Genomic DNA, 21468 nt, shown 5'->3' on the forward strand with positions numbered 1-21468 from the left:
TTGAGGAGGGCTTGGATGCGGGTACTGCTGCACTACGACACGGACTATTCGGCCCAGGACGGCGCGGCCCAGGACGGCGCGGCCCAGGACGGCGCGGCCCAGGACGGCGCGGCCCAGGACGGCGCGGCCCAGGACGGCGCGGCCCAGGACGGCGCGGCCCAGGACGGCGCGGATCTCGATGTGGTGAGCTGCGCGGAGGAGGACGACGAGCGGTTCGCCGAGTTGCTGCCCGACACCGAGGTCCTCTGGCACGTGCTGCGCCCGCTGACCGCCGAGGATCTCGACCGCGCGCCGAAGCTGCGCCTGATCCAGAAGCTCGGTACCGGGGTGAACACCATCGACCTGGACGCCGCCGCCGAGCGCGGCATCGCCGTGGCCAACATGCCTGGCACCAACGCCCAGGCGGTCGCGGAATCGGCTCTGCTCCTGATGCTGGCCGCGCTGCGCCGCGTGGTGACGTTCGACGCCCGTACCAGGGAAGGCCGTGGCTGGCCGGCCGACCGCGCCCTCGTGGGCGGCGAGCTGAGCGGCCGTACGGTCGGCCTGCTCGGCGGCGGGCAGATCGCGGGCCTGCTGCGCGGGATGCTGACCGCCATCGGAGCGAACGTCCTCTACACCTCGCGCCGCCCCCGTCCGGACGACCCGTCCTGGCGAGAGCTGGACGATCTGCTCCGGGAGAGCGACATCGTCTCGGTCCACATCCCGCTGACCGCCGATACCCATCACCTGCTGGACCGCGAACGCCTCGCCCTGCTGCCGCCCGGCGCGATCGTGGTCAACACCGCTCGCGGCGCGATCATCGACGAGTCCGCGCTCGTCCAGGCGCTGGCCTCAGGCCACCTCGCCGGAGCGGGCCTGGACGTCTTCGAGCAGGAGCCGGCCACGGCCGCCAACCCGCTGATGGCCCTGGAGAACGTGGTCGTCATGCCGCACGTGGCCTGGCTGACCCGCGAGACCTGGAACCGCTACTTCGGCGTCGCGGTGGAGAACTGCCACCGCCTCGTCCGAGGCGACGACCTCCTCCACCGCGTCCGCTGACACCGCGTTCACTGATACCGCGTTCACTGACCGGCCGTACGAGTGGGTCTTTCGTTCTCGAGCTTCTGTCGTTCTCGGGGCTTCAGACGATCCTGAGGACGACCTTCTCGGCGGTGACCTCGGTCGCGACCACCTGCTTGCCGGCGAGCCGGGCGAGCACGCCCTTGGTGAGCTCGGCCTGCTGCCCGCCGATCGACACGTGGACCCGGTCGCCCTCGACCGCGATCAGGGCGACCTCGGCGTCGTCCAGGCCGCTGACCGTGGTGGAGCCCGGCCCGCCCTCGAACGTCACGGTGCATTCGCCGTTGTGGCACTTGGCGCTGGTGCAGCTCGACGCGGTACTGAAGAGGAGGCCGAGCGCGAACACGGCCGCCATGACGACGCGGACCTTCAGCACAGGCATCTTCATCACGCCTCTTCCACCCGGGTGAGGTGGAAGTAGAGAACGGACTCCTGCGCCTTGGCGTCCATGGCACCGATCACCACGTCGTGCGAGACGCGGCGGAAGTGATCGATGATGGGCTGATCGTCGTAGATCATGGCGGCCGACACCGTACCCCGGTACGACATCTCGCGCAGCCGGGCCATCCCCATGCCGGTGAACGAGTAGATCTCGCCCGCGTCGTCGCGGCACAGCAGCGGCTCGACGTTCTCGATGCCGGCGAAGCGCTTGCCGTACCAGCGCATCTTGATCAGCATCGCGGCCATGGCGTCGGCCCGCTCGAAGACGCCGCCCTGCCACGTACCGAGCATGAAGGTCGGGGAGACGGGCGCCAGCCGGTCGTAGAGCCGCTCCAGCTCGCCGGGGGCGGCGGATCCCGTTCCCTGGACGAGGGCGAGCAGCCGGTCTTGGGCCGACACGTTTTGAGAGGACACATCTTGAGAGGACACGTCCTGAGGAGACGCTGGCTGAGGAGACGACGCAGGGGCGTTGAAGTCTTCGGGTGCTACGTCTTGCAGGGTCACTCGGGTCCTCTCAGGTACCGGGGATCAGCTACCGGGAAGCATCAGCTACCGGGAAGCAGCACCGGTTTGACGGTCTTGCCGGCCAGCGTGTCCGCCTCGGCCTCGTTGATCTGGTCGAGGGGGTAGGTCTCGATCAGGCGGTCGAACGGGAAGCGGCCCGCCCGCCACAGGTCGATCATGACCGGGATGAAGGTCTGCGGTACGGCGTCGCCCTCGATGATCCCCTTGACCGTACGGCCCAGCAGCAGCAGGCTCGGGTCGAGCCGGTACTCCTGCTGCCCGACGCCCGCCAGGCCGCAGACCCCGGTCGTACGGAGGCAGGCGACGGCCGTCGACACGACCTCGGGCACGGCCGTGGTGTCGAACGAGTACTGGACGCCCTCGCCGGTGAGATCCCTGATCCGCAGGGCGATCCCGTCTTCGGCACCGTTGTAGGTGTGGGTGGCGCCCAGCTCGCGGGCCAGTTCGAGGCGGCTCTCCTTGAGGTCCACGGCGATGATCGTGGTGGCGCCGGCGACCCGGGCGGCCATCACGGCGGCCAGCCCGACCGCGCCCGTACCGAAGATCGCGATGCTGTCGCCCGCCTGGACCCCGAGCGAGAAGAACACCGATCCCGCGCCGGTCTGGATGCTGCAGCCCAGCGGGCCGAGCAGGTGCACCGGAACCTCGTCGGGCACGGGGACGACGTTGCGGGCGGTCGCGAGCGCGTGCGTGGCGAACGACGACTGGCCGAACCACCGGTTGTGGACGGCCTTCCCGTCGGCGTCCGTCGCGCGGGGCCTACCGTCCAGCGGTACGGCGGCCATGTTGAGCATCGTCATCTCGGAGCAGTTGCCGGGATGGGCCGTATGGCAGTTCGCGCAGGCACCGCAGGAGTCGAACGACAGGACGACGTGCGTGTCCTCCACGACCTCGGTGACCCCGGGGCCGACGGCCTCGACCACGCCGGAGCCCTCGTGCCCGAGGATCACGGGCTTGGGGATGAAGCCGCCGGGCACGCGGCCGAGCAGGTCGGTGTGGCAGATCCCGGCACCGGCGATCCGGACGAGTACCTCCCCCGGCCCGGGATCGGCCAGCTCCAGCGGCTCGATCGTGTACGGCCCGTCCTCGGTGCGCAGCACCGCGGCGTCGATGCGCATCTGCCGTCAGCCCCGGAGTGAGTAGCGGATGGGTAGGCGTTTGAGGCCGCCGACGAAGGTGGTGGCGGTGTTCTCGGGTGTTCCGGCGAGTTCGATCGACTCCAGGCGGGGGAGTAGTTCTTCGAAGAAGGCGCGGGCTTCGATTCGGGCGAGTGCGGCGCCCAGGCAGTAGTGCACGCCGAATCCGAAGGCCAGGTGTTTGTTGGGGTCGCGGCCGACGTCGAAGCTGAACGGGTCGTCGAAGACGTCCTCGTCGCGGTTCGCCGAGGGGTAGGACAGCAGCACCGACTGGCCTTCGCGGATGGTGACGTCGCGCAGTTTGTAGTCGCGGGTGGCGGTCCGCATGAACTCCTTGACCGGGGTGACCCAGCGGATCATCTCGTCGACCGCCAGCGGCATCAGGCCCGGATCGGCGCGCAGCCGGGTGAGCTGGCGGGGGTTCTGGATCAGGGCCTGCAGGCCACCGGAGATCGTGGAGCTGGTGGTGTCGTGCCCGGCGGTGGCCACGATCACGTAGTACGAGGTGGTGTCGAAGTCGTTCAGCGGCTCACCATCGATCCGGGCATTGGCGATCGCCGAGGCCAGGTCATCGGTCGGGTTCGCGCGCCGGGCCTCGGTCAGCTCCTGGAAGTACGCGAAGAAGTCCATCAGGACTTGCTGGATCTCCTCGGGGGTCTCCCCGCGGCGCATCTCGCTGTCGTCCCCGCCGAACAGTTCCTGGGTGAGTTTGAGCATCCGGTCGAAGTCGGATTCGGGCATCCCCAGCAGCGACAGGATCACATACAGCGGGTAGTGCACCGAGACCTGCTTGACGAAGTCGCAGCTGTCGCCCAGGACCGCCATCCGGTCCACGTACCGGCGGGCCAGCTCCCGGATCCGCGGCTCCAGATCACGCATCGCCTTGGGCCGGAACCAGTCGGCACCGATCGCCCGGATCACCCGGTGATCCGGGTCGTCCATGTGGATCAGCGTGCGCAGCCCGATGCCCGCCTCGGCCCGCTGCTTGTTGATCTCGTCCTGGAGCGCCGAGGCCAGCAGCGGGCGCGGCGCGTTCAGGAACACCTCGTGCTCGCGCTCGATCTCCAGCACGTCGGCATGCTTGGTGATCGCCCAGAACGGGTTGTAGCCCGGCCGCTCGACCCAATGCACCGGACTCTCGCGGCGCAGCAGCGCCAGCGCGGCGTGCAGCCGCTCATCGTCGGCGTACGCCGCCGGATCGGCGAGCGCGCGGCCCGCCTCGTCCACGGTGAGACTCATCTCTCGACTCCTTCACGAACGAGGCCGCCCGCTAGGAACCTAGAACCCGAATCCTATTCGGTCAACCGGATCGATCACATATCGCCAGAGATCACCCAATCATGCCGCGCGCCCCGTGGGCATCCGGGTCAGGGACAGTGTTCACGCGAGTTGCGAAGCAGCGTTCAGGCGCCTTGGTAACAGCGTTCACCGGTTTCGAAAAAGCCAAGGTCGAGCTGGTCGAGAAACAGGATTCACCGTTCGGGAAGCAGCGTTCCGTTTCGGGGATCAGCGTTCATCCGGTGCGGGAATCCGTCAGAGATCCGTCCGCGAGCTCTTTGAAGCGGTCCAGGTCCTCGGCGGGCGTGTCGATCCCGCGCATCGCGCCGTGATCCGCCAGATGCGCGTCCGCGTACAGGCGCGCGACCAGCGCCTTCCGGTCCGTGCCCGTCTCCGAACGCTCCCAGCCGGCCTGCTCCAGCAGCAGCGATGCCGCGTACACGTCCGCCATGTACCGCGCCAGCGGGTACAGCCGCGCCTCGGCGGTGGTCCGGTCGAGCCCCTGCCAGCGCCCGATCGCCTTCCGCAGGTCGTCGATGCGCCGCTGGACGAGGTCGGCCGTCGCGCCATCGCCCTCGGGTGCTCGCCCGGCGGCCTCCTCCAGCCGTTCGAGGAACGGCAGGTGCGCCTGCTCGCGCTCCATCCCGCGCCGTACGTCCAGGCACAGGATGTTGTCGCCGCCCTCCCAGATCGGGTTGACCTGGGCGTCCCGCAGGATCCTGGCCACCGGCCACTGCTCGATGTAGCCGTTGCCGCCGTGGATCTCGATGGCGTCGCTCGCCGCCGTCACGCCCAGCCGCGCGGCGCGCATCTTGATCAGCGCCGCGCCGATCCGCAGCCGCGGCCGGCCCAGGTAGCCGTCGAAGACCAGTGCCTGCGCGGCCTCCGTCTCGACGATCAGCTCGGCCAGCTTGCGGCGCATCAGCGGCTGCTCGTACAGCGGCGCCCCGAACGCCTCCCGGGCCCGCGTGTAGCACAGCGACTCGACCAGCGAGCGGCGCGCGCAACCCACGCCCATCATCGAGATCCCGAGCCGCGCGCCGTTGGTCAACTCCATCATCCGGGCGAGGCCCCGGCCGTCACCCGCCTGCACCGCGCCCGCCTGGCCCGCGCCCGGTCCCCCCACGGTGGGCGCGCTGGTCGCCGGTGCCAGCAGGAACGCCTCCGCGTCGGTGAACTCGATCTCCGCGCTCGCGACCGAGCGCGTACCGAGCTTGTCCTTGAGCCGGCGGATCCGGATGCCGTTGCGCGAGCCGTCCCGGCGCTCCCTCAGTACGAGGAACGGCGCGATCCCGCGTACCCCGTCCACGGCGCCCTCGGGCTTGCCCAGCACCACGTACGCGGACCCGTTGGCGTTGGACGCGAACCACTTGAAGCCGTTCAGCCGCCAGGCGTCCCCGTCCTGCGTGGCGGTCGCCTCCAGCGCGCCGAGATCGGAGCCGCCCGACCGTTCGGTGAGCATCTGCGCGGCCTCGCCGGAGAACTCCCCGGCCGCGAACAGCTCCCGTACCCGCGCCTTGACGTCCTCGGGCGCGAACAGCTCGCTCAGCCCCACGACCATGTCGCCGCCGGTCCCGAGCGCGCACGCCATCCCGATGTCGGCCTGGTCGAGCAGGTAGCTCCAGGCCACCCCCATCGGCGCCGGGTCCACCCCGGCCGCCCGCGCCTCGGCGATGAAGTCCGGCCGGGTGAAGCTCGTGGCGACCAGATCGCGCCGGGCCGCCTCGAACGACGGCGGCATCACGACCTGGCTGATGTCGCGGCCCCACCGGTCGTACTTCTCCAGCCGGGGCGGGTTGCGGTCGGTCTCCTCGGCCCGCTCGGCGATCGCCCCGCCCATCAGCCCGCCCAGCTCGGTGAGCCGCGGCTCCGCCCACGCCAGCCCCTCCGCGCCGAGGTGCTGGCGCATGAGGAACCGCAGCGTGGGATCGCTGGTGTACCAGTTGAGGCCCACCGCCCCCTGGTAGCGCTCGGTCGCGTACCGGCGGGCCTTCTCAGGACCACCGAACGGAAGCCGGTCCACGGGCTCGATCAGATAGGACGCCATGTCCCGGACATTACACTCTCAACACACGTGTGAAAAGACTGTAATTCGGGGCTAGCCGTTCCGGGAAAACCGTGCTCACCGTTCCGGGAAAACCGTGCTCACCGTCCCGGGAACGTGCTCACCGTCCCGGGAAGAAGTCGGCTCCCGCGACGTACTCCATCGCCTTGACGAAGACCGGGTCGGCCCAGCGCTCGGCCATCTGCTCCTCGGTGACGTCCTCGATCCGGGTCATGATCCACCACAGGTTGCCGAACGGGTCGCGCACCCGCCCGATCAGATCGCCGAAGGCCAGGTGAGTGACCTCGGAGACCGACGTACCGCCGGCCTCCACCGCCTTCTCGTGGACGGCCCGGGCGTCCTCCACGTACAGCCGCAGGAACGCCGGCGTCTCCGGCCACTCGGGCGCCGAGTCGAACATCCCGATGAACGTGTCGCCGACCCGTACCTCCGCATGCCCGATCCGGCCGTGCTCGTCGGTGACCCGCGCAAGTTCCTCGGCACCGAACACCCGAGTCATGTAGTCGATGAGCCCAGCCGTGTCCCGGTTGATGATCCACGGCGTCACGCTCGTGTAGCCCTCGGGGATCGCCTTGACCGACATGAATGCTCCCTCTTTCGCCGCTCTCGCTCACCGTCATCACAGACGTTAGAAGCCATATAGGCCAGTTCCTGTCCTAAACTCCCCTCACCTGTCGCCTCCTCACCCGTTGCCCTCTCTCCCGTTGACTCATGGCGTGTTCGCCATTCCGAGCGGGCCTCCACGGCGAACACGCCACGAGTCAACCGGGGGGTGCGGGCTGGTGCATGCTGGCTGCCATGGCGAAGGTTCTGGGGTTGCGACCGCTCACCGCGCGTTCGGTGGTGCTGAGCACGTTGCTGGGGTCGCACCCGCCCCGGCTCGGCGCGCGGCAGTTCGTACGGGTCGGTGAGCTGTTCGGCATCGCCGAGGGGACGATCCGGGTCGCGCTGTCGCGGATGGTCGCCGCCGGCGATCTCGTCCAGGCCGACGGCGCGTACGAGCTGCCCGAACGGCTCGTTCGCCGCCAGGCCCGCCAGGACGAGAGCCGCTTCCCCCGTACCCGCCCCTGGGAAGGCGCCTGGGAGATCGCCGTCATCACCGCCGAACGCCGCGCCGCCCCCGAACGAGCGGCCCTCCGCCAGGCGATGTCGGCGCTGCGCCTGGCCGAGCTGCGCGAGGGCACCTGGCTTCGCCCGGCCAACCTGAACCGTCCGCGGCCCGAGATCGTTCAGCGCCAGTGCGCGTTCCTCACCGGGCGTCCCGAAGAGGATCCGGCCGAGCTGGCCGGCACGCTGTGGGACCTGGACGGCTGGGCCGGTACGGCGCGCGAGCTGCGCGCATCGCTCGACCGGGCGGGCTCGCTGGCCGAGCAGTTCACCGTGTCCGCCGCCGTACTGCGCCACCTCCTGCGCGACCCGCTGCTGCCCGCCGAGCTACTCCCCGCCGACTGGCCGGGTCCGGAGTTGCGCGAGCACTACGAACGCTTCGAGACCGGCTTCGAGCACCTGCTGGCCGAGCACATCTTCGCCTGAGGCCGGGACCAGGTCTTTGTCCGCCCGAACGAGCCCCGCCTGAACACGTTCTGCCTGGACAAAGCCCTCTGAACAAACCCTTGCCGAAATCGTGATCGGGTGCGCCTTGCCCGAATCCCACGTTCGGGGGAAGAAAGGGCCATGGCCCACAAGGCATTGAACGATCTGATCCGCCGCAAACCCATCGAGCAGATCGACGAGGACACCACCGGGCTCAGCCGGACGCTCGGCCTCTGGCAGCTGACCGCGATCGGGATCGGCGGCATCATCGGCGCCGGGATCTTCTCGCTGGCCGGTGCCGTCGCCAACGAGAAGGCCGGACCGGCCGTGCTGCTCTCGTTCCTGATCGCCGGCATCGCCAGCGCCGCCGCCGCGCTCTCGTACGCCGAGTTCGCCGGCATGATCCCGAAGGCCGGATCGGCCTACACCTACGGCTACGTGGTGCTCGGCGAGTTCGCCGGGTGGGCCATCGGCTGGGACCTGCTGCTGGAGTACACCGCGATCGTGGCCGTGGTCGCGATCGGCATCTCCGGCTACTTCAACGACCTGCTCGGCTTCATGGACATCGACCTGCCGCTGTGGATGTCCGGCGCGCCCGGCACCGAACCCGACGGCGTCGCCGCCGGCAGCTACAAGGTCAACCTGTTCGCCGTGGTGCTCTGCCTGCTCATCGCGTACGTGCTCAACCTGGGCATGAAGAGCGCGGCGCGGTTCGAGACGGCGCTGGTCTACCTCAAGGTCGGCATCGTGCTGCTGGTCATCGTGGTCGGCGTCTTCAAGATCAACACCAGTAACTACTCGCCGTTCTTCCCGTTCGGTGTCGGCGGCGCGGTCACCGGCGCCGCGACGGTGTTCTTCGCGGTCTTCGGCTACGACGCGATGTCGACCGCCGCCGAGGAGTCGCACGACGCGCGCAAGCACATGCCGAAGGCGATCGTCTACTCGCTGGTGTTCTCGATGGTCCTGTACGTGCTGGCCTGCCTGGTCCTCACCGGCATGGTCTCCTACCAGGACATCAACCCGACCGCCGCGTTCTCGTCGGCGTTCGAGTCCGTGGGCATGGAGACGGTCGGCCTGATCATCGCGGTCGGCGCCATCCTCGGCATCCTGACCGTGCTGTTCACGTTCATGATGGGCGCGACCCGGGTGTGGTTCTCGATGAGCCGGGACGGGCTGCTGCCGATGTGGTTCGCCAAGACCCACGCGACCCGCAAGGTCCCCACCCGGATCACCTGGCTGCTCGGCATCGGCTCCGCGCTGATCGCCGGCCTGCTGCCGATCGCCGAGGCCGCCGAGCTGACCAACATCGGCATCCTGCTGGCCTTCATCGTCGTCTGCATCGCCGTGATCGTCCTGCGCTACCGGGAGCCCGACCTGGAGCGCGAGTTCCGTACGCCGTGGATGCCGGTGATCCCGGCGATCGGCGTCGTGTTCTCGGTCTGGCTGATCACGTTCCTGCAGTGGCAGACCTGGCTCCGCTTCGCCGCCTGGTTCCTGCTCGGGACGCTGATCTACTTCGTCTACAGCCGCCGCCACTCCCTGCTGGCCCGAAACGACTAGCTCGCCCGCCTCCGTTGACTCGTGGCGTGTTCGCCTGTTCTCCCGCCCTGGAAGGGCGAACATGCCACGAGTCAACGTTGGCAGGGCTGACGTCGGGGCGTCGAGGCGTCGGGTGGGGCTGAGGGTCAGGTGAACGTGATGACCTGCCGTACGGCCTCGCCGCCGTGCAGCCGGTCGAACCCGGAGTTGATCTCCTCCAGCCTGAGCCGGTGCGAGAGCAGCGCGTCCACCGGCAGGTTCCCGGCCCGGTACAGGTCGATGAAGCGCGGTACGTCCCTTCTCGGAACGCTGGAGCCCAGGTAGCTGCCGCGCAGCGTGCGCTCCTCCGCGACCAGGCTCAGCGCAGGCAGCGTCACCGGCTTGCCCGGCGCGGGCAGCCCGACGGTCACCGTCGTACCGCCGGCCCTGGTCGCCGCGTACGCCTGCTCCAGAACGGGCACGACACCCGTGGTGTCGATGACCTTCTCGGCGCCGCCCTTGGTGAGCTCGCGGATCGCGTCCACCGCGTCCGGCCCGCCCGCGACCACGTCCGTCGCGCCGAGCTTGAGCGCCAGTTCCCGCTTGGACGCCACCACGTCGATCGCCACGATCCGCGACGCCCCGGCGGCCTTGGCCGCGAGCAGGGCCGCCAGCCCCACCCCGCCCAGGCCGAACACCGCGACGCTGTCACCCGGCTTGACCTCGGCGCTGTAGAACGCCGCCCCCGCCCCGGTGAGCACGGCACAGCCGAACAGCGCGGCGATCTCGTACGGCAGCTCAGGATCGACCTTCACCGCCGATTTCGACGAGACCACCGTGTACTCGGAGAACGCCGACACACCCAGATGGTGGAACGGCCGGCTCCCGTCCTGCGCGGTGAACCGCATCCCGCCACCCAGCAGCGTCCCGGCCCCGTTCGCCTGCGCGCCGGGCCCGCACAGCGCGGGTCGTCCGCCCACGCACCGGTCGCAACTGCCGCAGGCCGGGACGAACGCCATCACCACATGATCGCCCGGCTGGAACTCGGCGCCCTCGCCCACGGCCACGACCTCGCCCGCGGCCTCATGCCCGAGCGCCATCGGCAGCGGCCGTACCCGGGATCCGTTGATCACCGACAGATCCGAGTGGCACAGCCCGGCCGCACCCACCTTGACGAGCATCTCGCCCGGCCCGGGCGGATCCAGCGCCAGCGTCGCGATCTCGATCGGCCCCGACTCGCCGTACGGCCCCGGCCGTCCCGACTCCACCAGCACCGCCGCCCGCGTCTCCTGCGGCTCTCGCGTCCCCATCAGGCTGTGTCTCCGATCACGGGCTGGCCACCAGTTTCTGCATCTCGGCGCGGATCGGGTCGGGAATCGGCGTCGGCCGCCGGTCCTCGCGTCCCACGAAGACGTGCACGAAGTGCCCCTCGGCGATCAGGGTGCCGTCCGAGCGGTACAGCCCGGCCTCCCAGCGCACGCTGGAACGGCCGAGCTTGCCGATCCGCAGGCCCAGATCGATCGTGTCGGGAAAGGAGACCTCCGCCTTGAACGCGCAGTGGGACTCGACGCAGAGCGCGATCTCGTCGGCCGCCTGCGGCGAGAACCCCGCCCGGTTGATCATCCACTCGTTGATGGCGGTGTCCATCAGCGAGTAGTGCACCGCGTTGTTGACGTGGCCGTAGAGGTCGTTGTCCTTCCAGCGCGTGGGGACGCTCAACCAGTGCAAGTAGTCCGCATTCACGGCGGCCAGTGTACGTACTCCCTGGTAACCGGTGATCGGTGAAATCGCCCGTGGCGATCAGTGCCGGCGCCCACCGCCCTTGAACCGGGCCAGCAGCCCGCGTACCTTCGCTTGGTTGCGCGGGTCGCGGGCCAGCCGTTCGGCACGCGCACGCGCCTTCTGGCCCTGGGGGCCGGAGATGAAGCGTTTGATCTTGTCGACGAGTGCCATGGTTCCTCCTGGGTGGCGGGCCCCCGGTCGGGGACCGGAGCCCTACCCACACAACGAACGCCCCATGACCAAAGGTTGCGGGGCTGGGGGTTAGGTTCACGTGGCGCCGCACACTCCCGCCCCCACACCGGCCACCCACACCGGCCACCCACACTGGGCGACCGCAAAGTGGATCACCCCTGCGGGGGAATCCCGCGGTACCGCAGCGGGAAGCGACGAGCAAGGCCGCGCCAAGAGCATGAGGTGACCGCGAAGCCCGCCTCACCTGGAGAACTCATGGCCACCGCCGCAGCCACGACCACAGCCCGCCCAGTGCCCCGCTGGGTCGTCTGGACCGCCCGCGTCACCGCCTTGACGGCCCTGCCCTCAGGGCTCTGGAGGTTCGCGATGGGCCTGGGAGTCCCGCTGGGCTTCGCGGAGGGGAGCGATCTGGCGGACTTCCCGCACCCGATCGGTACGCCTTACGTCTTCGGGCTGAGCATCCTCGTGGAGGCGCTGGCGTTGCTGACCCTCGGGCTCGTCCGGCCGTGGGGGGAGGTCTTCCCGCGCTGGATCCCGTTCCTCGGCGGACGGCGCGTACCGACGATGGCGGCCGTCACCGCCGCGACCCTGGGCGCCGTGGCCATGACCTTGATCACCTTCCTCGGCATGGGCGGCTGGCTGGAGCAGATGAGCGTTCCCGAAGCTCCCGACGGCGCGGCCGCAGTGCTGATGACCGCCTGCTATGCGCCCCTGCTGGCATGGGGCCCGCTGCTCCTGATCGTCACGGGCGCCTACTTCCTGCGCCGTACCGGAAAGGCCGACGCGCCTTTCTCCAGCTCGGATTTCAACGCTGCACCACTTTCCTAGCCCCTCGCCCTTTCCTGGTCCTGTCTTAGGCCCGCCTCGCACCGTGATCACTCTCCGCTACCCGAACGATTCGAAGCGCGTTTGAGGGGCACTCCTTCCTGGACGGCCGATCCTGGACAGCCGATTCGTCGAAAAGTCCCCGGGCCGGTCCCGGCATCGAACTTTTGTTGCCGGGGCAGGCAGGCGGCCGCCGAATGCCCTGCGTTGCTTTCCAAAGATCCTGCGTTGCTTTCCAAAGACTAAATGGTAGGTTTCTGGCATTCATGGCGTGGCCGCCACCCCGGTGGCCTCATGGGTGCGCGAGCGTGTCATGGCAGCGTGAACGGGGTGTCCGGGTGGGCGACGATGCGGCGAGCGGCCAGAACCGCCCCGGTGGACATGGTGGACGGCGTCGCCGCCCTAAGCCCGCAGTGCGCGAGCGCCTGCGCCTTTCCTCGCCGCGCCGGATGGGCGCTTTCGCCGCCGGGATTCTGGCCGTCGGCTTGGTGGCGGGATTCGGCGTGAACGCGATGAACGATGGCGGCGGGGAGCCTGCGGCGGAGGAATGTCCGGGCGGCTGCGCCATGGTGGCCGCGACGCCGTCGGCCGAGCACACGATCGGCGAATTCGTTCCGACCCGTCCTTCTTCGGCCGTGCAGACCACTCGTCCCACCGCCTCGGCCACCCCCACGGTCTCCCCGTCGCCTGCCCGTACGACCGCGTCACCGAAGCCCGCGTCGGCGGGAGGCGGCTTGGGCGCCTCGTACGCGACGTCCAGGACCTGGGGCTCGGGGTTCATCGGCAGCGTGACCGTGACCAACCGCGGCTCGTCCCGGATCTCCGGCTGGCACCTGTCGGCGGTGTTCCCGGGCCGGAGGATCTACTCGGCCTGGTCGTCGGATGGAACGGTCCGCATCGGCCATCACGGTGACCGGCTCCGCGGCTTCGGGCCCTCCCTGCCGCCCGGCGGCCGTACCACCATCAACTTCCAGGGCAGCGGCCGTGCGGGACCCCCGAGCCCCTGCATCCTGAACGGCCGTCCCTGCTGATTGAACGGCCGTCCCTGCTGAGGACTGCGGGCTGTGCGACGCCCTGACCAGGGCTGATCTGCACGAAGGCCGCGTCACTGGCCGCGTCACTGGCCGCGTCACTGGCCGCGTCAGGGGCGTGACAGACGGGTGACAGGCCCGGCCGAGATCGTGAAGCCATGAAGAGTTCAGCGATTGCAGTTTCAGGACTGCGCAAAGCATTCGGCGACAAGGTCGTGCTCGACGGCATCGACTTCGATGTCGCCGCCGGATCGGTCTTCTCCCTCCTCGGTCCGAACGGGGCCGGGAAGACGACGACGGTGAACGTGCTGAGCACGTTGATGAGCGCCGACGGTGGGACGATCCGCGTCGCCGGCCACGATGTCGCGACCGAGGCCAAGGCGGTGCGTTCGACGATCGGGGTCACCGGTCAGTTCGCGGCGGTGGACGAACTGCTGACAGGGCTGGAGAACCTGCAGCTGATGGTGGATCTGAACCGCCGGGTGAATTCCCGCGACGGCAAGCGGATCGTCACCGGGCTGCTGGAACGGTTCGATCTGGTCGAGTCGGCGAAGAAGCCGGTGACGACCTACTCGGGAGGCATGCGCCGCAAGCTCGACCTGGCGATGACGCTCGTCGGTGAACCGCGGATCATCTTCCTGGACGAGCCGACGACGGGACTGGACCCGCGCAGCCGCCGCACGATGTGGACGATCATCCGGGAGCTGGTGGCCGACGGCGTGACCATCTTCCTCACCACCCAGTACCTCGAGGAGGCCGACCAGCTGGCCGACCGGATCGCGGTCCTCGACCAGGGCCGCCTGGTCGCCCAGGGCACTCCCGGCGAGCTCAAGCGCCAGATGCCCGGGACGCACGTCCGGCTCCGGTTCACCACCGTCTCCCAGCTCGACGCCGCCGAGCGCCTCTTCGCCGACGCCACGCGGGACGACGAGGCCCTGGCGCTGCGGGTTCCCAGCGATGGCGGTACGGAATCGCTCCGGGCCCTGCTCGACAGGCTCGGCGAGTACTCGCTCAGCGCGGAGGAGTTCTCCGTCCACACCCCCGATCTCGATGACGTTTTCCTCGCCCTGACGGGCCGCACCACGGAGGCCGCAAAATGAGCACCAGCCATTCGACGGTGATGCTGCGCCGCAACTTCAAGCACATCGCCCGGAATCCGACCTCGGTGTTCAACGCGGTCCTGATGCCGATCGTGATGCTGTTCATGTTCGTCTACATGCTCGGAGACGCCTTCAACGTCGGTGTCGACTACATCGACTACGCGACCCCGGGGCTGATGCTGATGGCCGTCTGCTACGGGCTGGGGGCCACCGCGACGGGGGTGAACTCCGACATGACGAAGGGCATCATCAACCGGTTCAAGGTCATGGACGTCTCCCGCGGCGCGGTGCTGACCGGTCACGTCGTCGCCAGCCTGCTGACCAACCTGATCGCCATCGTGGCGCTCGTCGGGGTGGCCTTCCTGCTGGGGTTCGACCCGTCGGCGAGTCTCGTCGACTGGCTCGGCGTGGCCGGCATGATCCTGCTGCTCGGCTTCGCGGCCGGCTGGCTCACGGTCGCCCTGGGACTGGCGGCGAAGTCTCCGGAAACGGCGGGTATGGCCGCCGTGCCGCTGGTCATGCTGCCCTTCTTCAGCAGCGCGATCGTCCCGGCGGACAAGATGGGGCCGGGCATCCGGCAGTTCGCGGAGTACCAGCCCTTCACGTCGATCATCGAGACGCTGCGCGGGCTGCTCAACGGCACCCCGTCCTCCGGCGACGCGATCACCGCCGTCGCGTGGTGCGTCGGCATCGCCCTCGTCGGGTACCTGTGGGCGCGGTCCACGTTCAAGAAGCGGGCCTGACCGAGCAAGCGGGCCCGACCAAGCAAGCGGGCCCGACCAAGGAAGCGGGCCCGACCAAGGAAGCGGGCCCGACTCCAGAAGTCGGGCCTGACTCTGGGAAGCAAGCGTGACCCTGGGAACGAGCCTGACCTCAGGAAGCGAGCGTGGCCTCGACCAGCTCGGACGGGCTCGTCCGCGCCCCCTCCCGCGTCACCTCGGCGAACCGTGCCTCGCCGAGGTGACGTTTCGCGTCCCGCTCGATCCTGGCCGTGTCCGGCTGGGAGCGAAGCGGCAGCCCGAGCAAGCCGGTGCTCGCCGCGAGCAGCCGCGCGGCCTGCTCGTACTCGTCGCGGCGGAGTGCCAGGTCCGCGACCCCGACGAGGACCTGCGCGATCATGAGTACGCTGCCCAGCTCGGACGCCGCCCGGAAGGCCGCGATGCGGTGCGTACGGGCCTCACCGAGGTCGTCGGTGAGGTAGCCGAGCAGGTCGTCGATCATCATGCGGATGGGCGCCTGCTCCGCTTCATCGCCCAGCAGCGCCGTCGCGACGCCGAGCTGCCGGTAGGCCTCCTCGCCGTCGCCGCCCCAGCGAGCGAGCTCCGCCTTCGTGAGGGCCAGTGCGGCCAGCGAGTCCGGCCAGGTGACCCGTTCCGCGCACTGCTCGGCCTCGGCCATCGCGGCGGCGCTCGAGTCCTCATCGCCCAGCAGCCGGTACAGCTGTGCCTGTCGCGACCGCATCCGGATGACATCGTCGACGGCGCCGATCTCGGTGACGACCGCGATCGCCTCCTCCAGATGCTCGCACGCGCGGGCGAACTCGCCGCGCATGGCGATCCGGTTCGCCAGCTCGGTGAGGGCCAGCGAGATCCCGTACCGTTCGCCGAGGGCTCGGAACTCGGTGAGCGCCAGCTCGAGATGGGCGTCCGCCTCCTGCCCGTCGTCGCTGTCGCCGTGCCAGATTCGCATCTTGCCGAGCTGGAAGCGGGCCAGTGCGCGTACCCAGGGGTCGTCATCGTCCAGCAAGGATTCGAACACGGGCAGGATCGCGTCCGGTGCCTGCAACATGTGCTCCATCGCGACGATGAGGCTCAGCAGCGGGTAGCGGCCGTAGCCCCCCTTGCTGAGCCGGTAGGCCTGGTGGATCCACTCCTCGGCGTTGTGCTCGTCGCCCAGCCCGGAGGTCTCGAACAGCACGACCAGCCCGTACACCATGGCCCGGAGCTCGTCGGGCACCTCGCCGGGCGTCCTCGTGGCCGCGATGATCAGCTCGATGCCTTCGGCCTTGCGCCCGCCGAGCCACCAGTACCAGCCGGCGCCCGCCGCGAGCCGCATCGCCGCGTGCGCCTCCCCGGCCGCGAGCGCACCGCGCATCGCCGAACCGATGTTGTCGTGCTCGGCATCGAGCGTGGCGAGCCATTCCAGTTGGCCGGCGCGGCGAAGGTGCGTATCCGCGGTCTCGCTGAGTTCGGTGAAGTACGCGAGATGCGCCTGGCGAGTCAGGTCCGTTTCCCCCGCCTCCGCCAGCCGCTGGGCGGCGTACTCCTTGATCGTGCCGAGCATCCGGTAGCGCGGTGCGCCGTCATCCGAGGCGACCAGCAGCGACTTCTCCACCAGCGCGGTGAGAAGCTCGAACACCTGCTCCCCGCCCACCTGTCCCCGCGCCCGCTCCTGCTCCACCTGCTCCACCGGAGCGCCGGCGCAGACCCGCTCGGCCGCTTCCAGGCTCGCCCCGCCCGAGAACACCGAGAGCCTGCGCAGGACCATCCGTTCGGGGACGGTCAGCAGCTCCCAGCTCCAGTCGACCATCGCGCGCAGCGTCCGGTGCCGGGGCAACGCGGTACGGCTGCCGCCCGTCAGCAGGCGGAACCGGTCGTCGAGCCGGTTGGCGAGCTGATCGATGGACATGGTGCGCAACCTGGTCGCCGCCAGCTCGATCGCCAGCGGCATCCCGTCCAGCGTCCGGCAGACGCGCGCCATCGTCGCCAGCGTGGGGGCGTCGACCACCAGATCCTTGCGCACCGCGCTCGCCCGATCCCGCAGCAGCCGGACGGCAGGCGAGGACTCGATCTCGCCAGGGCCGGCGTCCCCCTCCGGCAAGGCCAGCGGCACGACCGGCCACAGCGCCTCGCCGGTGATGCCGAGTGGTTCCCTGCTCGTCGCCAGGATCCGCAGCCGCCGGCACTCGCCGAGCATGCGATGGGCGAGCACCGCCGCCGGCTCGATCACGTGCTCGCAGTTGTCCAGGATCAGCAGCACCTCCCGCTCGCGGATCGCGGCGATGAGCCGGTCGGCCGGCTCCCGGTCGGACTGCTGCGAGCTCGATGCCTCGCTGAGCAGGGCGTCCCGGAGGTCGAGCCCGTCGAGCGTCGCCTGCGCCACGTCGCCGTCGGCGCCGATGGCCGCGAACTCCACCAGCCAGGCCCCGTCCGGCAGGTCGCCGAGCAGCGTGCGCGCGGCCTCCGCGGCCAGTCTCGTCTTTCCCGAACCGCCCGGCCCGATCAGGGTGGTGAGCCGGTGCTCGGCGACGAGTTCGCGGACCGCGGCGACATCGGCGTCCTTGCCGACGAAGCTGGTCAGCTCGGCACGCAGGTTGGTCTTCCGGTTCTCCTCCCGCCCTCCGAACTCGCCCCGCAGCAGCGCGACGTGCAACGCGGACAGTTCCGGGGACGGATCGACGCCCAGCGCGTCGGCCAGAGCCTCTCTCGTACGCTGGAACACGAGCAGCGCCTCGTTGCCGCGACCGGCTGCGGCGAGGGCACGCATCAGCGCGGCGACGAGCCGTTCCCGTACCGGATGAGCGGCCACCAGGTCGGTCAGCTCCGTGACCATCTCCGCACCGCGCCCGAGGGCGACCTCCGCGTCGACCCACTCCTCCGTGGCCGTCAGGCGCAACGCCTCAAGCCGGGCGACCGCGGCGTCGAACGCGGCACTGTCATGCAGACCGACGTCCTGCATGGCCGTACCGCGCCACAGTCCGAGGGCCTGGCGCAGCAGCCGTACCCGCCGGGAACCGTCCTCGGTACGGGCCTGGCCCGCGACGAGGAGGCGCTCGAACCGCACGGCGTCAACGGCGTCGGGCTCCACTGCCAGCCGGTAACCGTCCGGCCGCCCCTCGATCACCCCGTCCGGCAGCGCCTTCCGCAGCCGGGAGACCAGGCGCTGCAGGGAGTTGGTCGCATCGGCGGGCGGGTGCTCTCCCCAGATCCAGTCGATGAGCGACGCCTTCGGCACCGCATGACCCGGCCTGAGCGCGAGGGCGATCAGCAGTCCGCGCAGCCGTGCGCCCGGCACGTCGGCCAAACCGCCGACGTCAGTGTGGCCCTCGACGTCAGTGTGGCCCTCTGCGTCAGTGTGGACCTCTGCGTCAGTGCCGACCTCTGCGTTAGTGCGGACCTCGAATGGGCCAAGCATTCCGATCTGCACCCGCTGATTCTGCCACGGGCGTTTGGGCCTGTGAACGGTGGTTCTGGCAGGCCGCCGTCCGCCGCCCGCGGCTAGCGCAGCCACCTCAGAGCCGCGTCGGCGCAGTCCTCCGGGCTGCTGTTGAACGCGATCGCGGCGTCGGGTGCGTGCTGCCGGACCAGGTTGACCACCTGCTCGAAGAGTTCGAGCAACGGTTCGTGCTTGCGGATGCCGCCCCCGATCACCACGCAGGCGTACTTCTCACGGGTCAGGGACTCGACGATCGTTCCTTCGGGGTTCTCATCGGGTGCCACGAGGCACCAGTCGGCCCCGAGGCCGAGATCGTCGAAACGGGCTTGACCGCGCGCCATCGCCGCCTGGACCGGCTCCGGATCCCAGCCTTCGAGCTTGGCGGGATCGAGGCCGACCACCAGTACTCGTGCCACTGTCACGCCTCCTCCTCACGGAACGCTTCCACGTCGACACGGCGGTCGAGCCTGGCGCATAGGACCACCGTCGCTCACCTCCGGGGCCGGGCGCCACATTCATCCCGAGCATCCCGAGCTTGCCTGCGGGCTTCTCCACATGCTCTCGTCAGCAGCGTGCCCTACGCCGTGCCTTACACCGGCTGATCGTCCAAGTCGTTCAGGATCCGGTCCGCGAGCACATGGATCTTCGCGACCCGTCTTGCGCGTATCCCGCCCCGCCGCATCGCCTCGTCGTACACGAGCCGCAGCAACACCCTGGCCTGCGCCACCTCTGGATGCGCGGCGACCATGCCCGCCGACGCGTCCGGCAGTGAGAGCTTCCCCAACGTGGGTTCCACCTTTCTCGTACGGCGGTGATCACGGCCCGTACGGGCTGACCTTCCGTCATCAGACCTTGAGCCGCGACCAGACCCATTTGCCCGTGGGCTCGGTCCGCCGTACGCCGCATTCCTGCGAGAGCGCCTGAACATTCCCGGCCTCTTTCGAATCCCCGACTACACTTGCGCCCTCCTCTCTGCGTCACGAATGGTGAACGACATCGAAGCTGCAGTGGAGGCTCGCATGATGCGGCAAGAGGTGCTCGCTCGACAAGATCCGCCGCTTGTCTGGGGCTTGATAGACGAGAGCGTTCTCTATCGCCAGATAGGGAGTACTGGTGTGATGTATAAGCAACTTGATCGACTGCGTGAAGCGGTAGAGATGCCGCATGTAATGATACGAGTCGTGCCTCATGCGGCGGGCTTCTATCTTAGCCTGGAGGGCTCGTTCAACAGCCTGAGCCTGGAGACAGGAGAACTGGCCTTCGTTGAGGCGCCGGGTGGCGGGAGGCTGATCCAAGGGAGTACAGAGGTAAGCGAGTTCAGGGTACGTTGGGATCGAATCGGCGCAAGTGCCCTGCCATGGGACTCTTCTCGAGACCTGATAGCGCAAGCGATAAAGCGATTCTCGTGATCACCTGGCGTAAGTCGAGGCACAGCGGTGGCGGAGGCGCAGGCGGCCAGGAGTGCGTTGAGTTGGCATCTCTCAACGAAGGCATCGGCCTCCGTGACAGCAAGGCCCCCGACGCCGGACATCTCACCCTCCCTGCCGCGAGCTTTGCGGAGCTTCTTGACCTTGTGAAGCAAGGCCACCTCGACACCTGACCTGTCGTTCCGGGGGCGAGCACCTCTCCGGCTTCGGTACGGGAGGGGGATCATGGAGCGCTGGCGGGAGTCCACCCCATAGCGGTGGTGCAACGATCCAGTCTGACCGTTGACCTCAGTGCTGGATCAGGCCACCGCCTCAGTGCTGGATCAGGCCACCGACCGGGACGGAAGCGACGTGGCCGGTCGCCGGGAGGGTCTGCGAGAGGGTGAGCCCGATATCGACCAGTGACGATCGGCGCAGGCGGGCGACGTCGGGGATCGGAGTCCAGGTCGGCTCGGCGGTTTCGCCGTTCGGCTCAGGCCGGAGCCGGCCGCCGGTGACGCGGACCTGGTAGAAGATGCCGACATTCTGGTGCTCGGGTCCGCCGGGGATGGTGCGCTCAGCCGCGGGGATCACCCTTGAGTCCACGCCCAGCAGCCGTTCGACCACCGCGTCGCAGCCGGTCTCCTCGGCGACCTCCCGGATCACCGCGTCGAACGGATCCTCCGCGTGCTCGACCCTTCCGCCTGGAAGAGTCCAGTTGGTCCCGCCCTTTGGAGGTACGTGACGGGCGAGCAGCACGCGCCCGCCCTCAATGCACACGGCGTACGCCGCCAGCCGAAGACTCACCGCATGGCTTCCATTGAATTCGTCCTTGTCGAGGTGGACGACGCTACGGCCGCTGCCCGGTTCTACCACGACCGTGTTGGCGTCCACGACAGTAGGGCACCTGATCCCGGGCACCTCGGTGGTGCTCTGAAAATCGGCCACCTCGACGTCTGGTCTTCTGGCGATGGGTGTCACACGACGGCGATGGCGTCGATCTCGACGAGGCAGCCGGGGTTGAGGCCTGCGACGACGTGGACCGTGATGGCCGGCGGCGGGTCGGCCTGGTTCCACACCTGCTGGAAGGCGGCCACACCCTCGTCGAACGAGTGGCCCTCCACCGTGGCGATGGTCCAGTGCACGATGTTCGCCAGGGTCGCTCCCTCACTTTCCAGGATGGTCGCGAGGTTGCGGAACACCTGGACGGACTGTTCCCCGATCGTCGAACCGACGACCTTGCCCTCGGCGTCGACGCCGTTCTGCCCGCCGATGTAGATGGTCTTCGTGGGCTGCTCGACCACGACGGCCTGGCTGAAGGCCGGGCTGCGGTGGAGTCCCTCGGGGTTGATGTGCCGTGTGGTCATGTGTCGCCCTCCTAGGTGATGCCACTGGCGATAGTGGGTGATAACACCGGTAATA

The 21468-nt window shown here is 69.2% G+C and carries 23 protein-coding genes; 9 read left to right on the forward strand and 14 right to left on the reverse strand.

The window, feature by feature from the left end:
- Window positions 1–15 precede the first annotated feature (15 nt).
- Window positions 16–1038, forward strand: coding sequence for a 2-hydroxyacid dehydrogenase (locus ACH34Q_RS32540; protein ID WP_395986951.1), 1023 nt, complete (start codon window positions 16–18; stop codon window positions 1036–1038).
- A gap of 82 nt (window positions 1039–1120) precedes the next feature.
- Here the strand turns inward: ACH34Q_RS32540 and ACH34Q_RS32545 are convergent, their stop codons facing one another.
- The 6 genes from ACH34Q_RS32545 to ACH34Q_RS32570 form a co-directional block, all read right to left on the reverse strand.
- Window positions 1121–1447, reverse strand: coding sequence for a hypothetical protein (locus ACH34Q_RS32545; protein WP_395986952.1), 327 nt, complete (start codon window positions 1445–1447; stop codon window positions 1121–1123).
- A complete protein-coding gene (locus ACH34Q_RS32550; protein ID WP_395986953.1) occupies window positions 1447–1899 on the reverse strand; it encodes a DUF4334 domain-containing protein in 453 nt (150 codons plus the stop codon). Before ACH34Q_RS32550 ends, ACH34Q_RS32545 begins: the two co-directional genes overlap by 1 nt.
- A 146-nt stretch (window positions 1900–2045) precedes the next feature.
- On the reverse strand, window positions 2046–3143 hold the full coding sequence (locus ACH34Q_RS32555; RefSeq protein WP_395986954.1) for an NAD(P)-dependent alcohol dehydrogenase: 1098 nt from the start codon (window positions 3141–3143) through the stop codon (window positions 2046–2048).
- Window positions 3144–3149: 6 nt separating this feature from the next.
- Complete coding sequence (locus ACH34Q_RS32560; protein ID WP_395986955.1) at window positions 3150–4400, reverse strand: cytochrome P450; 1251 nt, start codon at window positions 4398–4400, stop codon at window positions 3150–3152.
- Window positions 4401–4674: 274 nt separating this feature from the next.
- A complete protein-coding gene (locus ACH34Q_RS32565) occupies window positions 4675–6486 on the reverse strand; it encodes an acyl-CoA dehydrogenase family protein (protein WP_395986956.1) in 1812 nt (603 codons plus the stop codon).
- Between the two features lie 118 nt (window positions 6487–6604).
- A complete protein-coding gene (locus ACH34Q_RS32570; RefSeq protein ID WP_395986957.1) occupies window positions 6605–7087 on the reverse strand; it encodes a VOC family protein in 483 nt (160 codons plus the stop codon).
- 215 nt (window positions 7088–7302) lie between these two features.
- Here ACH34Q_RS32570 and ACH34Q_RS32575 point away from each other — a divergent pair, with 215 nt between their 5' ends.
- On the forward strand, window positions 7303–8037 hold the full coding sequence (locus ACH34Q_RS32575) for a PaaX family transcriptional regulator C-terminal domain-containing protein (protein WP_395986958.1): 735 nt from the start codon (window positions 7303–7305) through the stop codon (window positions 8035–8037).
- Window positions 8038–8178: 141 nt separating this feature from the next.
- Entirely contained in the window at window positions 8179–9597 is a 1419-nt protein-coding gene (locus ACH34Q_RS32580) for an amino acid permease (RefSeq protein ID WP_395986959.1), read from the forward strand.
- 125 nt (window positions 9598–9722) lie between these two features.
- Here the strand turns inward: ACH34Q_RS32580 and ACH34Q_RS32585 are convergent, their stop codons facing one another.
- Genes ACH34Q_RS32585 through ACH34Q_RS32595 form a run of 3 tightly spaced genes read right to left on the reverse strand, consistent with a single transcriptional unit; the run spans window position 9723 to window position 11508 of the window.
- Complete coding sequence (locus ACH34Q_RS32585; protein ID WP_395986960.1) at window positions 9723–10865, reverse strand: zinc-dependent alcohol dehydrogenase family protein; 1143 nt, start codon at window positions 10863–10865, stop codon at window positions 9723–9725.
- A gap of 16 nt (window positions 10866–10881) precedes the next feature.
- Complete coding sequence (locus ACH34Q_RS32590; RefSeq protein ID WP_395986961.1) at window positions 10882–11298, reverse strand: acyl-CoA thioesterase; 417 nt, start codon at window positions 11296–11298, stop codon at window positions 10882–10884.
- 57 nt (window positions 11299–11355) lie between these two features.
- Window positions 11356–11508: a hypothetical protein gene (locus tag ACH34Q_RS32595; protein ID WP_395986962.1), complete on the reverse strand. Its 153-nt coding sequence runs from the start codon at window positions 11506–11508 to the stop codon at window positions 11356–11358.
- Window positions 11509–11784: 276 nt separating this feature from the next.
- Here ACH34Q_RS32595 and ACH34Q_RS32600 point away from each other — a divergent pair, with 276 nt between their 5' ends.
- The 4 genes from ACH34Q_RS32600 (at window position 11785) to ACH34Q_RS32615 (ending at window position 15228) form a co-directional block, all read left to right on the forward strand.
- A complete protein-coding gene (locus ACH34Q_RS32600) occupies window positions 11785–12357 on the forward strand; it encodes a hypothetical protein (RefSeq protein WP_395986963.1) in 573 nt (190 codons plus the stop codon).
- A gap of 446 nt (window positions 12358–12803) precedes the next feature.
- Window positions 12804–13385, forward strand: coding sequence for a cellulose binding domain-containing protein (locus ACH34Q_RS32605; protein WP_395986964.1), 582 nt, complete (start codon window positions 12804–12806; stop codon window positions 13383–13385).
- 158 nt (window positions 13386–13543) lie between these two features.
- Complete coding sequence (locus ACH34Q_RS32610; protein WP_395986965.1) at window positions 13544–14485, forward strand: ATP-binding cassette domain-containing protein; 942 nt, start codon at window positions 13544–13546, stop codon at window positions 14483–14485.
- Complete coding sequence (locus ACH34Q_RS32615) at window positions 14482–15228, forward strand: ABC transporter permease (protein ID WP_395986966.1); 747 nt, start codon at window positions 14482–14484, stop codon at window positions 15226–15228. The genes ACH34Q_RS32610 and ACH34Q_RS32615 overlap by 4 nt, the downstream gene beginning before the upstream one ends.
- 130 nt (window positions 15229–15358) lie before the next feature.
- Here ACH34Q_RS32615 and ACH34Q_RS32620 read toward each other — a convergent pair whose 3' ends face one another.
- The 3 genes from ACH34Q_RS32620 to ACH34Q_RS32630 form a co-directional block, all read right to left on the reverse strand.
- Window positions 15359–18499 (reverse strand): BTAD domain-containing putative transcriptional regulator, encoded by a 3141-nt coding sequence (locus ACH34Q_RS32620; RefSeq protein ID WP_395987066.1) that lies wholly within the window; start codon window positions 18497–18499, stop codon window positions 15359–15361.
- Between the two features lie 203 nt (window positions 18500–18702).
- A complete protein-coding gene (locus ACH34Q_RS32625; protein WP_395986967.1) occupies window positions 18703–19062 on the reverse strand; it encodes a hypothetical protein in 360 nt (119 codons plus the stop codon).
- Between the two features lie 167 nt (window positions 19063–19229).
- Window positions 19230–19424, reverse strand: a complete 195-nt coding sequence (locus ACH34Q_RS32630) for a hypothetical protein (RefSeq protein WP_395986968.1) — start codon at window positions 19422–19424, stop codon at window positions 19230–19232.
- A 142-nt stretch (window positions 19425–19566) separates the two neighbouring features.
- Between ACH34Q_RS32630 and ACH34Q_RS32635 the strand changes: the two genes are divergently transcribed.
- Window positions 19567–20049 (forward strand): DUF5753 domain-containing protein, encoded by a 483-nt coding sequence (locus ACH34Q_RS32635; RefSeq protein WP_395987067.1) that lies wholly within the window; start codon window positions 19567–19569, stop codon window positions 20047–20049.
- A complete protein-coding gene (locus tag ACH34Q_RS32640; protein WP_395986969.1) occupies window positions 19998–20240 on the forward strand; it encodes a DUF397 domain-containing protein in 243 nt (80 codons plus the stop codon). Before ACH34Q_RS32635 ends, ACH34Q_RS32640 begins: the two co-directional genes overlap by 52 nt.
- A 139-nt stretch (window positions 20241–20379) precedes the next feature.
- Here ACH34Q_RS32640 and ACH34Q_RS32645 read toward each other — a convergent pair whose 3' ends face one another.
- Window positions 20380–20853: an NUDIX hydrolase gene (locus ACH34Q_RS32645; protein WP_395986970.1), complete on the reverse strand. Its 474-nt coding sequence runs from the start codon at window positions 20851–20853 to the stop codon at window positions 20380–20382.
- A gap of 170 nt (window positions 20854–21023) precedes the next feature.
- Entirely contained in the window at window positions 21024–21413 is a 390-nt protein-coding gene (locus ACH34Q_RS32650; RefSeq protein WP_395986971.1) for a RidA family protein, read from the reverse strand.
- Window positions 21414–21468: the final 55 nt, after the last annotated feature.

This window comes from Actinomadura sp. 9N407 (genome assembly GCF_044326315.1).
Classification (GTDB): domain Bacteria; phylum Actinomycetota; class Actinomycetes; order Streptosporangiales; family Streptosporangiaceae; genus Spirillospora.